The organism is Methylophilus medardicus, assembly GCF_006363955.1.
Taxonomy (GTDB): Bacteria; Pseudomonadota; Gammaproteobacteria; order Burkholderiales; family Methylophilaceae; genus Methylophilus; species Methylophilus medardensis.
Genome location: NZ_CP040948.1, coordinates 585,515 through 600,994, shown reverse-complemented (window position 1 = coordinate 600,994; position 15,480 = coordinate 585,515). Strand labels below are relative to the sequence as shown.

15 protein-coding genes are annotated in these 15,480 nt (G+C 54.1%); all 15 read right to left on the bottom strand.

The features are described from left to right. Positions 1-99: 99 nt before the first annotated feature. The 15 genes from FIT99_RS02890 to FIT99_RS02820 are packed head-to-tail and all read right to left on the bottom strand — an operon-like array spanning position 100 to position 15,463. On the bottom strand, positions 100-594 hold the full coding sequence (locus tag FIT99_RS02890; RefSeq protein WP_140002797.1) for a type II secretion system protein: 495 nt from the start codon (positions 592-594) through the stop codon (positions 100-102). Next, complete coding sequence (locus FIT99_RS02885) at positions 581-967, bottom strand: type II secretion system protein (RefSeq protein WP_140002794.1); 387 nt, start codon at positions 965-967, stop codon at positions 581-583. The genes FIT99_RS02890 and FIT99_RS02885 overlap by 14 nt, the downstream gene beginning before the upstream one ends. Beyond that, positions 957-1,442: a prepilin-type N-terminal cleavage/methylation domain-containing protein gene (locus FIT99_RS02880; protein WP_140002791.1), complete on the bottom strand. Its 486-nt coding sequence runs from the start codon at positions 1,440-1,442 to the stop codon at positions 957-959. Before FIT99_RS02880 ends, FIT99_RS02885 begins: the two co-directional genes overlap by 11 nt. Before the next feature lie 14 nt (positions 1,443-1,456). Continuing rightward, positions 1,457-3,418 (bottom strand): type II and III secretion system protein, encoded by a 1,962-nt coding sequence (locus FIT99_RS02875; RefSeq protein WP_140002788.1) that lies wholly within the window; start codon positions 3,416-3,418, stop codon positions 1,457-1,459. Further along, the gene (locus FIT99_RS02870) at positions 3,415-3,897 is read right to left on the bottom strand and encodes a hypothetical protein (RefSeq protein ID WP_140002785.1); all 483 of its coding nucleotides are present in this window, start codon (positions 3,895-3,897) and stop codon (positions 3,415-3,417) included. The genes FIT99_RS02875 and FIT99_RS02870 overlap by 4 nt, the downstream gene beginning before the upstream one ends. Beyond that, positions 3,897-4,457 (bottom strand): hypothetical protein, encoded by a 561-nt coding sequence (locus tag FIT99_RS02865; protein WP_223261256.1) that lies wholly within the window; start codon positions 4,455-4,457, stop codon positions 3,897-3,899. Before FIT99_RS02865 ends, FIT99_RS02870 begins: the two co-directional genes overlap by 1 nt. Beyond that, a complete protein-coding gene (locus FIT99_RS02860) occupies positions 4,445-4,960 on the bottom strand; it encodes a hypothetical protein (protein WP_140002782.1) in 516 nt (171 codons plus the stop codon). The genes FIT99_RS02865 and FIT99_RS02860 overlap by 13 nt, the downstream gene beginning before the upstream one ends. Continuing rightward, positions 4,960-5,862, bottom strand: a complete 903-nt coding sequence (locus FIT99_RS02855; RefSeq protein WP_140002779.1) for a hypothetical protein — start codon at positions 5,860-5,862, stop codon at positions 4,960-4,962. The genes FIT99_RS02860 and FIT99_RS02855 overlap by 1 nt, the downstream gene beginning before the upstream one ends. Further along, positions 5,843-7,543 (bottom strand): GspE/PulE family protein, encoded by a 1,701-nt coding sequence (locus FIT99_RS02850; RefSeq protein WP_140002776.1) that lies wholly within the window; start codon positions 7,541-7,543, stop codon positions 5,843-5,845. The genes FIT99_RS02855 and FIT99_RS02850 overlap by 20 nt, the downstream gene beginning before the upstream one ends. Positions 7,544-7,556: 13 nt before the next feature. After that, positions 7,557-8,747 (bottom strand): type II secretion system F family protein, encoded by a 1,191-nt coding sequence (locus FIT99_RS02845; RefSeq protein ID WP_140002773.1) that lies wholly within the window; start codon positions 8,745-8,747, stop codon positions 7,557-7,559. A 12-nt stretch (positions 8,748-8,759) separates the two neighbouring features. Next, a complete protein-coding gene (gene gspG / locus FIT99_RS02840) occupies positions 8,760-9,185 on the bottom strand; it encodes a type II secretion system major pseudopilin GspG (RefSeq protein WP_140002770.1) in 426 nt (141 codons plus the stop codon). Positions 9,186-9,211: 26 nt separating this feature from the next. Continuing rightward, a complete protein-coding gene (locus tag FIT99_RS02835) occupies positions 9,212-10,633 on the bottom strand; it encodes a TolC family outer membrane protein (protein WP_223261255.1) in 1,422 nt (473 codons plus the stop codon). Then, positions 10,633-11,982, bottom strand: a complete 1,350-nt coding sequence (locus FIT99_RS02830) for an HlyD family type I secretion periplasmic adaptor subunit (protein WP_223261254.1) — start codon at positions 11,980-11,982, stop codon at positions 10,633-10,635. Before FIT99_RS02830 ends, FIT99_RS02835 begins: the two co-directional genes overlap by 1 nt. Continuing rightward, a complete protein-coding gene (locus FIT99_RS02825; protein WP_223261253.1) occupies positions 11,979-13,739 on the bottom strand; it encodes a type I secretion system permease/ATPase in 1,761 nt (586 codons plus the stop codon). Before FIT99_RS02825 ends, FIT99_RS02830 begins: the two co-directional genes overlap by 4 nt. After that, complete coding sequence (locus FIT99_RS02820) at positions 13,736-15,463, bottom strand: type I secretion system permease/ATPase (protein ID WP_140002767.1); 1,728 nt, start codon at positions 15,461-15,463, stop codon at positions 13,736-13,738. The genes FIT99_RS02825 and FIT99_RS02820 overlap by 4 nt, the downstream gene beginning before the upstream one ends. Positions 15,464-15,480 lie beyond the last annotated feature (17 nt).

The following is a 15,480-nucleotide window of genomic DNA, read 5'->3' as shown; positions in this document are numbered from 1 at the left end:
ATGTCCCTACATATGTCTAATCGCTGGGCGCATCAAAAACCTGATGTCATTGACAAAACTTTACATGAAACAGAGGTTACCCATTCAAGCTCACTACTTTTAAAGCCCGCTTGCACTTGCGGCCACGGCGGGCGGCACATACACGAAATACCACTCGCCGTAATAGCGCTTGTCATTCAAGTGTTGCAATTCACCGCGGTAACCCTTGGTTTTAAAAGGGGCTTTATCCGACAGGCTGTAAATACCCATGATGCCGCCGCTGGGGGCGATGACCAGGCCCCAGCCTTCACGCTGCGTGATGGGGTCGAGATAGCCTTTACGCAAAAACCGGCGCGGCGTTGGAAAACGGGTATCCTCCTGCAAGGCCTCTAGGGTTGGTGGAAACGTTTTGATGACACCGGGCGTCTGGTTGTAATAGCGGCCAATCGCATCCCGATAAGCCAAGCCGACTTTGAGCAACTCCTGCTCCCTTTCGCGCAACGCTTGGGTCTGCCAGCGCATGCTCGCCTGCGCCATGAACAGACCACTGAGCATGATGAGCATGAACATACCAATCAACACAAAGCCAGCTTCATGGCATTTACCACAACGCATACGGCGTACCCTCATCGGACAATTGTGAAGCGCCGCTATGCACATCAAACACACTGCCCTCCTCTTCGACATTCGGCGGTAAGGTAATCACCCAGGTATCACTGCGCTCGGTAATCGGGTCGGGGGGAATCGCTTTCATGTAGTTGCGCTCGACCAGTTCCTCCAGGGTTTCAGGATAGCGATTTTTATCACTGTAAAATTTGTCAATCGCATCACGCATGGTGAGCAGATCATGCCGCAAAATGGTTTCCTTGGAGCGCTGCAGCATATGCATGAACTTAGGGGTGACGATGGTGAGCAACATCGCTAAAATTGCCAGCACCACCAGCATTTCGATCAGCGTAAATCCGCGTTTCATCGCATTACCACTCACTGTAAGGTTGCTGGTTAATACCGATGGCAGATGAACGTGATGAGACGTCATAGACATCCTGTGCCATGTCATCGATCGCGCCGTCATAGCCGCGTATTCGCCAGGTCGCAACATTACTTTGGTTAGAATCCACCGCAAACGGGTCACGCGGAATACGCCTTAAAAAAAACAGTTTTTTCTTTTTGGTTGCCTGCGCATTTTCGACGCCAGTCACCAAAATAGTCAGATTGGGGGGATACCCACTGCCCTCTGCTGTTTTTTTGATCAGCCCCTGATCCACGGCATCTTTGTAAGCATCCAGCGCATCGCGGATTTGCCACAAAGCCCGCTTGAGTTCACGCTCTTTTTCACGTTTGGTATTCAGTTGCACAACCGGGCTGGCCGAGGTCACTAACAAGGCCAACAAAGCGAGCGTCACCAGCAACTCGACTAAGGTGAACCCGTGCAGTTTTTTGTTCGTAGGAAGGCGCATCATCCAGTGTGCACCCACTATGGCTGTACCGTGCCGTTATCGTTGTTGTTCATCATCTGGCTGGCAAATCCACTGTCGTTGCGCATATTGCTGCTCTGCGTCGATTGCGGAGTCGCAGCGGGTGCCGATAGCGTCGGCTCCGCCGCCTGCACAGCGCGCGCGCCACCGGCCCCGACCGGATTTGCATTCGCAGCAATGCCCGCAGGGATCAGGCTGTAGACTGCACTGGCAGGACTCAGGTTATGCATAATGCGGGGCGTAATCAGCAGCACAATTTCGTTTTTACGCTTATCTTCATTATTGCTGCTAAAAAACTTTCCGATCAGCGGCAAGTTACCTAAGCCAGGCACTTTGCGGCGGGTTTTTTGCTCATCATCACGAAACAATCCCGCCAGAATCTGCGTTTCGTTGTTGCGCAATTGCAAGGTGGTATTGGCGTTGCGGCTGCCAATGGTATAAGCCAGCACGCCAGAGCTTGTCGTGACCTGGTCGGTAATGTTACTGACTTCCATGCCGACCTTGATACTGACCTGATCCTGCATCTGAATCACTGGCTCAACATCGAGCTTGATGCCGACCTCAATATAATTCACATTCTGGCTGACAAAACCTTGGGCACTGGCGACACTGGTCAACACCGGAATCTTGTCGCCGACATGAATCTTGGCACGGTCACGGTTCTTGACGCGGATTTTGGGGCTGGCTAACAGATTGGTATCGGTGTCTTGATGCAACAAATTGAGCACAATCGCCGGATCGTTGATGGAAAATACGCCCAGGCCTCCATTAAAATTGCGCAACTCGGTCAAGGTCAACTTGCCCGCCTGCGGTTGCGTGCCGTTGCTGCTACCCGCGGCATTGCCTTGCACCCCCACACCAATCTGGCTCGGATACTGAATCCCCAGATTCTCGAGATTGCGGCGATTGATTTCCATCACCTCCACCTCCAGCATCACTTCGGGTTCATTCAGGTCTTGCGAGGCAATCAGTTTCTCAGCCACTTTGATGCGGTCCATGGTGTCGCGAATCACCAACGTGTTCAATTTTTCATCAATATACACATCGCTGGCGCGCAACACCGTTTTCATCATATTGAGGGCACGCTTGGCATCCATATGCGTCAGGTAAAAGCTGCGCACAAACAAGGTTTCATATTGCGCCGCGCGTGCTTGCGGATAAATCAGCAAGGTATTGCTATTGAGCACCTTTTTACCGAGCTGGTGACTGGTGAGGATCACATCGAGTGCGTCTTCAATCGGCGTATCCCGCAACAACAAATTGACGTGGAGCCCATCGCTCAGCTCTTGGTCAAACGAAAAATTCAAACCGCCTGCCTTCCCCAGATATTCAAAGGCGTGCTTGATCGGGGTATTTTTAAGTTCTAGCGTGACTTTCTTTTTGAGCGAAGACTGCAAAGGTCGCATCACACTGTTGCGTTCGTTTTTCTGCTGCTCAATCTGCTCAAATAATTGCCTGGCGCCGACATGTGCAGGCTGCTCAGCCAAGATAGTGCGCAGGCCAAACTCGGCCCCGGCCAAATCCTCTGTCGCCATCGCTATTTTCACTTGGGCAAGTTGCGCGGCGTGCTGACGTGCCATTTGCACTTTTTGCAAGCCGTCACTGGCCGCGCGATTACTCGGCGCGACCTGCAATATCTGCTGATACGTTTCACTGGCGGCATCAAACGCTTGCGTCTGCAACAAACTATCCGCTTGCTGCAATTGCTTTTGTAGTTTTTTCTCCTGCAACAGCGTTAACCAGTTTTTGTATTGCGGCTGGCGTGGATTCGCCTCTACCAAAGGCTGCAATAGCTGGATCGCTTCTTCATCCTGCCCCCGCGCAGCATAGATTCTGGCCTGCTCTAGCGCGGCATCGCCGGGGTTCGCCGTGGGTAACAATTGGCTGCAACTGACCAATAATAGCGGACTGCCCAGCCAGCAAGTCCAGCGCCAATAGGTTTGATTGATTCGCTTATTCAAAACTCCACCCCGTTATCCAACCTGATTTCAAAGCGCTCGGCTGCGTGTTGCAGCACGATTTTTTGTTGATCGAGCAAACGCACCTGCCAACCGTCGGCAAAATGGTCACCTGCTTGTAATACATATTGTTGCTGGCCATCGGTTAAAAAAATGGTCCAACGCCCCGCCTGCTGCAAGCGACCGGCATAGGTGTAGGGATTCACCGCGGCTGGCATTTCCAATTCAGCAGTGTCGTTGGATGGTGTTTCCAGCGCGGCAAACAAGTTAACTGCCACATCCTCCTCCCGGTCTACTCGGGTGATGACCGGCACGACAGTGGCTGGCGGCGGCTTGCTTAAAGGCAGCGCTTGCGCAAGTGATCCCTGACGTTTGGGGCCTTGGGCAACAGTCTTCGGCACTGGCGCATCCTCGGCATACTCGACCCACCAGCAAGCCAGCAGTGTTGCCGCAAGCGCGACCCATACGAATCGGCTGGCCATTAGGACGGACCTCGCTTGTGTAGATACAAATGAAACTCGATGTATGCCTCGACCTCGGTTTGCATGACATCACTGCGTTGCAATTTAAACTGACTCAAGGCGAGACTGGGATAGCGCTGCAATACTTGCTGCAAAAAATAGCGCACTTGTAAATAATCCCCTTTCACCGGCAGCTTGATGCGCTGTATCAGCAAGCTTGGCTGCGCCAGCGGCAATGACTGAAACTCAGCGCGCTCAAACAGCATGCCCATGGCGTCTGCCTGTGACAAAATATCCGCACTGATGCGGTCAGCCTCCGCCGCACTTGGCCAGTCTTGCAAAGTTGGCTGTACTATAGGGCGCACTACAGGGCGCGCTGTCGACGCAAAACTCGCACGCGGCGTAGGCACTGGCTGTGTGGTGAGCGCATGCTGCAAAGCCTGACGGCGCCAGCTGCCATGCGCAACCAAGCCAGCCATCACCAGCGTCAGCACGAACAGCAGCGCCAGCCCATAATGACTGCGCAGGATTTGCTGGCTGTTAAAGTGCAATCGTTTCAACGGCGGATTTAAAACGTCCACGCGGCCTCCAGCTGCAAAGTCGTCATCCGCAACCCATTTACCTCAGTCGATTCACTGGCAGTCAGTTTCACGTTGGTCAAACTGGGTTGTTTTTTGAGTTGATCCAGCCATGCCCAGCCCTGTTGGCGCCGTTGCGCCAGCACCGTCATGCGCAAGTGTTGACGCTTGGCGTCTGGCGCCAGCTGCAACCAGTACACCGGCACCTGCTGCGCTTGCTCCAGATCATGCAGCAGCGCTAGCCATGGCGTGTTGAGCGCCTGTTGCGCCGCCAGCCACTCGGCAGCCAATGCCTGATCCACCACCGGCTGCTGCGAAATAGAGGGCTGAGGGGCGAGCAGGGTCTGACGCCGTTGCCATTGCTGTTGTAAGGCCGCATTTTCTTGCGCCAACTGATCATATATGGCGATCAACACGGCTAAAAAAATGAACAACCCCCCACCTATCAACAGGCCAAAGGGCCCCGGCACACGGCTGGCGACATGATTGAATTTGAGGCGTTGCATCAGGCCATCTCGCTTTGCCACATGGGTTGATAAGACGCACCTAGGCGGCCTGACGGCTGCACTTCCACCACCTGAAAAGGACTCAGCATCTGGCGCGTGTCAGCACGCAATGCGGCCTGCGACAAATACACCGGCAACGCGGCGCGGTCTGGGTACATGACTTGCTCACGCAGCAAGCACTGCTTTAGGGTGTGTGCCCATTGCGCATCCACCGCAATCTGACGCATCTGTTGCCAATAGCCCTGCATCAGGCAAGCCATGGTCAAGCTGCCCGATTCACGGCAGATGATCCAGCCCGCTCGCGGCAGTCGTTGTTGCCGCATCAGCTGCAAGCTCTGGTTGGCAGAGAGCGTCCAAGCCGAGGTGATCACACCGGGTGCCAAATGATACGTTTGCAATACCGTCTGTAAGCGATTGATCAACGCAAGCGGCAAGGCGTTTAGCAATGTAGGTTGACCATAAGCCCCGCCTTGCGCTTGCACCTGCCAATCACATGCATCGGCGCCAAAGGCCTGTTGCAAGCCGTGGCGATAATAGGCCGCTTTATCGGCCTCGCTCAGAATCTCTGCCTGCCAAGGCAATACCAGCCAGCGTGCATATTGGTTAGACAGCACAATCACCACATGCCAGCGCTGTCCGGCCAGCGGCGCTAACATGGTATGCAAGCGTTGCCATGCGCTTTCTGACGGCAAACTATCTTGGCCCTCACCCACCAAGACCTCTCGGTGATGACTGCGCAGAGCCACCCGTTTGCCCGGCAACCATGGGCGATCAAATAGCAGGCATTCGATGGCATCGTCGCCGATCACCAGACGTAACTCTGGCGCACTCAGCGCTTGCCACCAACGGCTGCTATCGCTCACAGCGCAATCGACACCGGGCTCAGGATAATGATGTAACACGGTTAATCTCCTGCAACGTGGTTTCGCCTGCCGCTACCAAAGCGAGGCCTGACTCGCGCATGGCGCGCGTGCCAGTGGTGGCCGCCAATGCCTTGATTTGACTGATGGGCGCTTTGGATACAATCAGCTCACGCATGCGGTCATCAAACAGCAGTAATTCGGCAATGCCCTTACGGCCTTTATAGCCACTCCCATGGCACTGGCCACACCCCTGGCCTTTTTTAAACTGGTAATGCTGGGTGCTTTGCGCAGTCAGGCCAGATTTGGCTAACAATGCGGGTTCTGGCACGTCATCGACCTTGCAAAAAGGGCAAATTACCCGCACCAACCGTTGTGCCAGAATCACATTTACGGCCGAGACAAAGCTGTAAGCATCCACCCCCATATTGGTGAAGCGACTAATCACATCAAACACATTGTTGGCATGCACCGTGGTGAGCACCAAATGGCCGGTCAAGGCCGATTGCACTGCAATTTGTGCCGTTTCGCCATCGCGGATTTCACCCACCATGATTTTGTCTGGGTCGTGGCGCAGAATGGAGCGCAAACCACGCGCAAAGGTGAGCCCTTTTTTCTCGTTCACTGGGATTTGCAACACGCCGGGCAGTTGATATTCCACCGGGTCCTCAATGGTAATAATTTTGTCCTGACCTTGGTTGATCTCAGAAATCATGCCGTACAAAGTGGTGGTTTTGCCACTGCCAGTCGGCCCGGTGACCAGCAACATGCCGTAAGGCGCTTCTGCTTGGGTGCGGATTTGCGCCAACAGCGCGGGCGCAAATCCTAGTACCTCGAGGCTGATGCCTTGGGCTTCACTGAGTGCCTTGCGGTCAAGCACGCGCAGGACGGCATCCTCACCAACCACGCTGGGCATGATGGAGACGCGCAAATCAATATCGCGGCCCAGTGCATGTACCTTGCAGCGACCATCTTGCGGAATACGCCGCTCCGCAATATCCAGCTCAGACATCACCTTGATACGTGAAATCGCCTGCTCGGCTTGCATCACCCCACTCAAGCCGCCGACCTCGGTCAGCACGCCATCAATCCGATATTTGACATGCAAGCCATGCAGGGTAGATTCGAGATGAATATCACTGGCACCGGCTTTAAGGGCATCGTATAAAGTCGAGCGCACAAACCGCACCACCGGGCTGCTATCTTCACTGATAGATTTCAGCGACAGCTGCTCAACTGGTGTCTCTTCTTCATCTTGAGTGAGGCTATCACTGGCATGCACCTGATCGAGCGCACGCATTTGCGCCTCGTGAAACTGTAAGCAAGCCGCAATATCATTGCGATGTGCCAGACACCACTGCACCGGTTGGCGGAGCAAGCTTTGCAAACGCATTTGCAAGGGCTCATCAAAAGGATCGGCGATGACCAGCTGTAATGACTGGTCGGCTTTCTGCATCAATAGCACATGCATAGCACTGGCATCGTTAAAGCGCAGCAGATCAAACAGCGGCTGCATGGCATGCAAATCGAGCGTGGTCATGGTCGGGTAATGCATACAATGCCCTAGCGCCCGCACAAACAGATCCGGCGTCAGGCCGGAGAGTTCCTCCAGCACTTCTATCAACGGGCGACCCGTTTGGTTGGCCAGCAAACGTGCCTGTGGCAATAGTGCAGCGGCCAAAGGCGCTACCTCATCGCTGTACGGTAAATCCTGCATATTCATGCCTAGGCATTCCTCATTCAATCGCGCCGGCTAGCTCAAAAATCGGCATATACATCAATACCACCACCAACCCGACAATCAGGCCAATCAGCACCATCAGCGCGGGCTCTAGCAACTTGCTTAGCCACTCAACGCGTCGCGCGGTTTCTTCGTCATAAAATACGCCCACGCGGCCCAGCATCTCATCTAACTGCCCACTGCGCTCACCGACCCGCAGCATACGATTCGCAATAGAAGTCGTTAAACCATGCGACTCCATCGCACCTGACAAGGCCTTGCCTTCACGCACGTCGGTCATCACGCGCTGCAAGGCCAGCTGCAGCTCATGCGGCAACAAAGATTGCACCATGCCCAAGGCCGTCAGCAAGGGAATTCCTCCCTGTAACAACATGCCCAAGGTGCGATAAAACCGCGCCAGTTGATAAATGCGCAGGGCTTCGCCCATACTGGGGATTTGCCATATCCGCTGCATCAGCCAGCCCTTGCTGGCCGGGCGTGAAAATACCAGCCAAATTGCCCCCACCATGGCTAAGGTGGCCAACAACACCCATTCGCCATGGCCTTGCAATAGTTGTCCCCACCGCAGCAATAATTGACTGGCCCAAGGTAGATGGTCGCCGCCGCTTTCATAAATGGTGCTAAAACGAGGCACCACATACCCCAGCAGAAACAACACCACCAGCCCACCCACCACAATTAACAACACCGGATAAATAGATGCGGCAATAATTTTTTTACGAATCGCCTCGACTTGGGCCTGATACGCCACATGTCGCCGCAAGGCGTGCACCATATCGCCTGTGCGCTCGCTGGCTTTAATCAGCGCGATATACAGCGGACTGAATACCGCAGGCTGTAAAGCCAGCGCCTGCGATAAAGGTAAACCTTCAAACAAACTGCTGCGCAATTGGCTGAGCACTGCCCGCGCATGGTCTTGCTGCTCCTTTTCGGCCAAGCCCTCGATGGCCTCGATCAGGCTTAAGCCTGATTCCAGCAGCATCAATAACTCTTGGCTGAACAAGCTGAGATTAAACGGGTGCTTTTTGAGGGACCATTGCGACCATCCCCGCGTCTGCGCAGACCGGATCTGCAACACCCCATAACCGCGTCCCTGCGCCTGAAGCAGCGCAGCCTGCCGGTCGGTCGCCTCTAGCGACACCCATTGCACCTGCGCACCCTGCAACACTTTTAAATCAAATTTCATGCGAACCCAGCGCTACCAACTGCCCACATCCGCGTCAGCATCCTGACCGCCTGCCGCGCCATCACTGCCGAATGTCCACACATCGTAATCGCCGTGTTCGCCGGGATAACGGTACAGATAAGGCCTGCCCCACGGATCGGCAGGAACGCCCTTGGCCAGATACGGCCCTTGCCATTTCGCCTCACCATTCGGTTGCCGATTAAGGGCAGCCAAGCCTTGTTCCGTGGCCGGATAATGCCCAGTATCCAATCGATAGGTATCCAGCGCGCGCGATAACGCCTCAATCTGTGCCTTGGCGGTTTTGGTTTCGGATTTGCCAATCTGAGCAAAATATTTAGGCCCGACATAGCCCGCCAACAAACCAATAATCACCATCACCACTAACAGCTCTAGCAGGGTAAAGCCGAATTGTTTGCACCCGACAGCGTCCGTTTTCATCCGCGTTTCCACTGTTTTCACTTTTTCTACCTTTTCACAATAAATAACTGGCTGACCCGATTCAGCGCCTCCAGCGAGAGCACGCCGCTGCTAAACTGCAAATTGACCCAATCGCTGATCAGGCTGTAATAGGCTTTGGTCAAAGACAATTGGTTGGTAAACAGTTTTTGCTGCGCATCCAGCACTTCGTGGTTGGTTTTGAATCCGGCCAGAAAGCCTTTTTGCGTGCCATCAAGAGCGATAGTGGCCGACTGCACGGCTTGTTGATAAGCACTGATGGATTGTTGTTGTGCTTGCAAGCCCTGAAAGTATTTGCGCACATTGAACTCAATCTCACGTGACTTGGCAGTCATGTTTTCTTCACTGGCCGTCAAACGGCTAGCGCTTTGGCGCACATTGGCATTCACGTAACCGCCGGCAAACAAAGGCACATTCATCTGCAAGGCAATGGTGGTGGTATCAAAACGTGACCCAAGCGTATTGTTACTATCATTCTGGCTATATGAGCGCACACCCACCAGATCCAACGTCGGGTAATGTCCGGCCTGTTTTTTTTCAATGTCCTTTTTGGCCACTTCCACCGTTTGAGAGGCTGCCGCCAACTCCGGATGAGATTGTCTTGCTAAGGCCAGCCAAGCATCAACCGTTTGCGTGGTAAGCGCTAAGCCACTTACGCCATCGACCACCAGCGCAGCCGAGAGCGCATTTGTGGCCCCCGTCAACACCTGCAAACTCTGCTGGCTGGATAACAAATCATTACTGGCCTGAATCTGCTCCACTTTTGCCACATCTAGGTTGGCCTGCGCTTCACTCACCTCCACCACCGTGCCACTGCCATGCGCATAGCGTTGCTCGGCCTGGCGCAACTGCTGACTCACCGCCTCGAGTTTGCGTTGCTGCACCTGCACACGCTCTTGTGCATACAAGGTTTCCAGATAAACCGACACCAGCTTGAGGATCAGTTTGGCATTCTCTTGCTCGAGTAAAGACTCCTGCGCACTGACATAGGATTTAGCACCGCTATAAATAGCCATTGTTTCGCGGTTAAATAAGGGTTGTTTGACTGAGAGACTGTAATTCTCTAGAGAGTAGTCGAGCTCTGTGTTGATTGCACCCAAGGTGGTTTGCGTGATGCGATCAGTGTTGCCACGGCCTCTAGTCAGGCCCAACTGCACCTTGGGATAAAACAGGGCGCGTGCCTTGGTAAGCTCCTCTCGCTCCGCCTCAGTGTTTGCCAGGGCCGCTCGGTAGTCAGCGTTATGAGTCAGCGCCAGTTGATATAAGCTATTGAGGTCATCATGCGCCTGCGTAGAAACCACAACCAATGACAACCCCAAAAAAAGGATTTTTTTGATATCCAAACAGCCATACTTGCGAAAACAGGGCGTCAGGGTGCGAGCGAGATCAAGTGCAAGGGGCACGCAAAAATGCTTGTGGCGCGTTTCCATTACTCTTCCTTCATCGAGGCGGCCAACCGCTTGCTGAGAGGATGCATCAGGTAGTTCCACAAAGTGCGTTCACCGGTTTTAATGACCACCTGTACCGGCATGCCCGGTTGTAGCTGCCGCCCCTGCAGGGCTTGCATGCCTTTTTTAGTGAGGATCACCCGCGCGAGGTAATAGCTTTGGCTACCCTCCTCAGTCGCAGCGGGTTTGCTCAATAAGTCTTTGGACAATGACTTCAACTGCCCCTCAGCCAACAATTGCGGGCTATTGGCAAACGTGGAGAAACGGATATCAGCGGCCTGGCCAACATGCATCTTATCGATTAGGTGTGGCGGGATCTGAGCATCAACAATCAGTGCTTCGCCAGAAGGCACAATGTCCATCAACTTTTGGCCAGGCTGAATAACAGCGCCCACGGTGTGCACCTGCAAACCCACCACCTGCCCGGCCGCAGGCGAGCGAATCTCGGTCCGCCCCAGCTCTTGACGCAGTGCCAATACTTTTTGTGCATCGGCCTCTACTTGCAACTTGACCTGTGCCATGTCGGCATCGATTTCCTTTTGTTCGCTCTGGTTGCGCTGGGTGATTTGCTGTTGCAATTCGAGAATGGCACGCTGGGCACGCGTGATATTGGCCTGCGTATTGGCACGCTCGCCATACAATGCGGCCACCCGCTGCTCAAGGTCATTTTGCTGATTGCGCGGCGCATAGCCTTCGGCGGTCAAGGCGCGCACACCTTGCAATTGCTGCTCCAACAAAGCCAGTTGCGACTCATGGCTGGATAACACGCCGCGATAGCCTTCGATCAGTGCCTGATAGCCTGCGATAGATTCCTTCTTGCCTGCGATATCCGCGGCCAGTGCCGAGGTTCTAGCGAACAGCAGCTGGCTCTGATTGCGCATCTGTTGTTGTATCAACGGGTCTTGCTGCGCACGGGTGAGGTCCGGGTGAAAATCAATCGCAGCGCGATGGCTTTGCTCCGCACGCAAACGATCTTCCTGCGCCCGCAGCCCGGCATAACGCTGCCAGACCTCTTCATATCGCGCTTTACTCGCTTGCGCGTCGAGTTTGAACAACACATCGCCGGCTTGAACCTCTTGTCCTTCATGGACCTGCAGCGCGCTGACAATGCCCCCCGTCAAGTGCTGAACAACTTTATGGTTACTCTCCACACTGATCACGCCTTCGGTCGGCACCCCTTCATCCAGTGGTGCAAAGGCGGCCCACAAGCCAAAACCCAGCAAACCTAGCAGCAATATGGCAGCGCCTTTACGCGTCTGGTCCACACTTTTGGCATACGTTTCTATGGTCTGCACATTGTCAGAAACAGCAGCATTCATGGTCAGTCTCATGCGGGCTCCGTCGACACACTGCTGGCAGCAGCATGCAATTGATTTAAATAAACAATGCCGGCATCGCGCGGGCCGTGATGCACCACTTCGCCCCGTTTCAGCACCAGCAAGTCATCGGTAATCTTGAGCACACCAGAACGATGCGAAATCACCACAATGGTGGTATTGAGCGTTTTTAGGGCCTGTAACAACTCCAGCAGCCGGGCCTCTCCAAATTCATCCAGGCTGGCATTCGGTTCATCCAGCACCAGCAAGGCAGGCTCTTTGTAAATGGCGCGCGCCAAGCCTAACAATTGCCGCTGACCGCCAGACAAAGGCAGACCCTGCTCATCGAGCCGCGTGTCATACCCCTGTGGCAGCCGCAAAATGGCTTCATGTAAACCCACACGCTGGCAAGCCTGCAGAATATGCTGGCTCTCTAGTTGGCCAAAACGGGCAACATTTTCGGCAATGGTGCCTTCGAGCAATGACACCTGTTGCGGCAAATAACCCACACTGTTCATCAGCGTGCGTGCATTGTCTGCCGTGATGCTCGATTGATTAATCTGATAACGTCCTTCCGTTGGGATTGTCACCCCCACCAGCAAACGTGCCAATGTACTTTTGCCTGCGCCCGACGGCCCCATCACACAAAGCAATCGACCCGGTTGAATCGTCAGGGTGACAGCGTGCAACAGATGCCGCGAATTGGCAGTGACCCCCACTGCCTGTAGATTCAGTAGATAAGGACGGATCAAAGGGATCGGTGTCATCACCGTGGTATCCGACATAGACGCTGGCAGGACGAGATTGCTCAGCAAACCATGCAAATCCACCGCAGCTGACTGAGCTTGTAACCATTGGCGCCAACTCTGCACCATGACATCAAACGGATGCAAGGCACGCGCGATGAGCACATTGGAGGCCACCATGGAGCCCACACTGATTTCCCCGTGGATGGTGAGCCAAGCTGCTACAGCCAACATCAACGACTGCAGGGTATAACGTACCCATTTGCTGACAAACTGACTGAGATCACTGGCGTGCATCCAAGCGGCCTCTGCTAGCGCTTGCTGTGCCAACAAAGCTTGCCAACGCTGACGCAGGTTTTGCAGCATGCCCAAGACATAACTGGTATGCAGATGCTGTATTTTTTGCTGTAAGAAATGATCGGTGCCTTGCTTCGCCCCTTGCACACTTTGCGCAGGCTGTGCCGTCATGCGCTGATTCAACAGCGCGGCGGCAGATTGCAGCAGACAAAACACCAGCGCGGTCGCGCCCAACACCGGGTGCAAGGCAAATAACACCCCAATATAGATCACGCTCCAAGGGATATCGAGCAGCGCAAACAAGCCCTGCCCCGTCATAAACTGGCGGATTGCCGTAAGTTGCTGCAAGGATTCGGCGGGTGACAGCCGCTGCGTGTTGCGCGGATCAAACACGGCAGAAAACACTTGCTTGCCATAGGTGAGGTCAAACTGCACGCCAGTTTTAATCGCATACAAACTGCGCAACCAGTCAGCGCCAGCCATCAGTAATAATAGTCCGGCAGTGAGCAGCGTCATCGCGAGCAACGTCAGCGTGTTGCGGCTGAGCATGACACGGTCATACAACTGCAGCATGTATAAGGTTGGCACTAGCATCAGCACATTGGTGAGTAAACTGAGCCAGACCATTTGTAAAAACGCGCCACCAAACGGTTGCATAAAAGACCATAGTGGGCGCTTCTCCGCAGGCCGCAGGGCAAGCGCGTCAGTGACGTTTCGCGTAAAGATCATGACTGTGCCACCTTTCCAGATTCTGCTTGTACAGGCGCTGCCTGAAAGCTTGCCATCACGTCCGCTGGTTTGCCATAACGAATCATCTGGCCTTGGCACATCACCAGCATGGTATCGGCAATACTTAAAATATGCTGCAAATGGCTGATGATGATAAAAGTGGTGCCCTGCTGCTTCAGGCGGGCAATCGCCTGCTGCAAGGCGCGCTCTGTGGTGGAATCCAAATTGGCATTCGGCTCATCCAGCACAACAATACGTGATTTGCCATAAAAGGCCCGCGCGAGGCCAATCAGCTGGCGCTCACCACCAGACAGCATCATGCCGGATTGACCAATCACCGTTTTTAAGCCATCCGGCAATTGAGTTATCCACTCGTGCATGCCGAGCAATGTCAGCACCTCAGTGAGCGCTTCACTGTCTGGCGTCTGAAAGCGGCAGATATTGTCGATCATCGATCCATCAAACACATCGACCTCCTGCGCCAAATAGCCCAAGTGCGGCCCCAGTTGTGTTTTATCCCAGCGATGCACATCCACACCATCAAAACGCACGCGGCCGCTACTTGGGGCCAGCAGACCGACCAGCAACCTGGCCAAGGTGCTTTTTCCTGAAGCTGATGCACCAGCGACAACCAGCACCTGCCCCGCCGCCAGTTTAAATTGCACTTGACGGATAAACGCTTCAGTCGTGGTTTTTCCTGCTTGCGGCATGGCATAGCTCAGCTGTTCCACGGTCACTTCACCCGTCGGTGGCGGCAGGACCAACCCATCGGTCGCAACCGTCGCCCCTGACAGCAAGCTGTTAATACGCTGATAGGCGGTCCACGCCTGTTCATAGGTTTTCCAGTGACCCACGCATTGCACCAGTGGCGTGAGTACCCGCGCGGCTAAAATGGAGGCCACGATCATCATGGCGCCGCCATTCATTAACTCGCCTTCGATAAACAAATAACAGGCCAGACCCAGAATCAAACTGGTTTGCAAGGTTTGTAACCAGCGCGAGGCGGCGGCGCTTTTTCCCGCCAGCTCCGAGGCCTGCGCCTGCTGCCACAAAAAGCCATGCTGATGTTGCAACCAGCGTTGTTCTATCGGCACCAACATCTGCATCGCGTGCATCACATCCCCATGGCGGCTGATACTTGCAAAATAACGCTGTGACTCAATTGCATGCAGGTTCGCCTGCTGCATTAACGGCGCCACGCGCGACTGGTTATGCACGGTCAATACGAGTTGTATCGCTAATCCAAATAAGGTGAGCACGCCCAGTGCCGGATGAATCCAGAACACGGCAGCGAGAAAAATCAAACAAAAAGGGGCATCGATCAGGCCCAGCAAGGCCGAAGAGTGCAACGCATTTTTGAGGGTAGAAAAATCGGCAAATACTTGTTGTGCGGGAAACGTCTGCATGGCTAATTTAGCGGCGAACACACGCTCAAACACCCGCTGCTGCAATCCCTGTTCAAAGCGATTGGCCCCTGCCTGTAACAGATGGCGTCGTTGCCACTCCAGCGCTTCCATCACCAGGTATGCAAAGGTCGCCATGACTGTCAGCATCAACAACGTCGACACATTGCGACTATTAATGACGCGGTCATACACCTCCAGCATATACCAAGAGGGCACCAAAATTAGCAGATGGGTCACCAAGCCAAACAGCCATACTTTGCGCCACAAAGGCCAAAGTTCGGATAAGGTTTGCTGGATGGATTCTGCTTGTGACGACATATTCACGATCAATGATT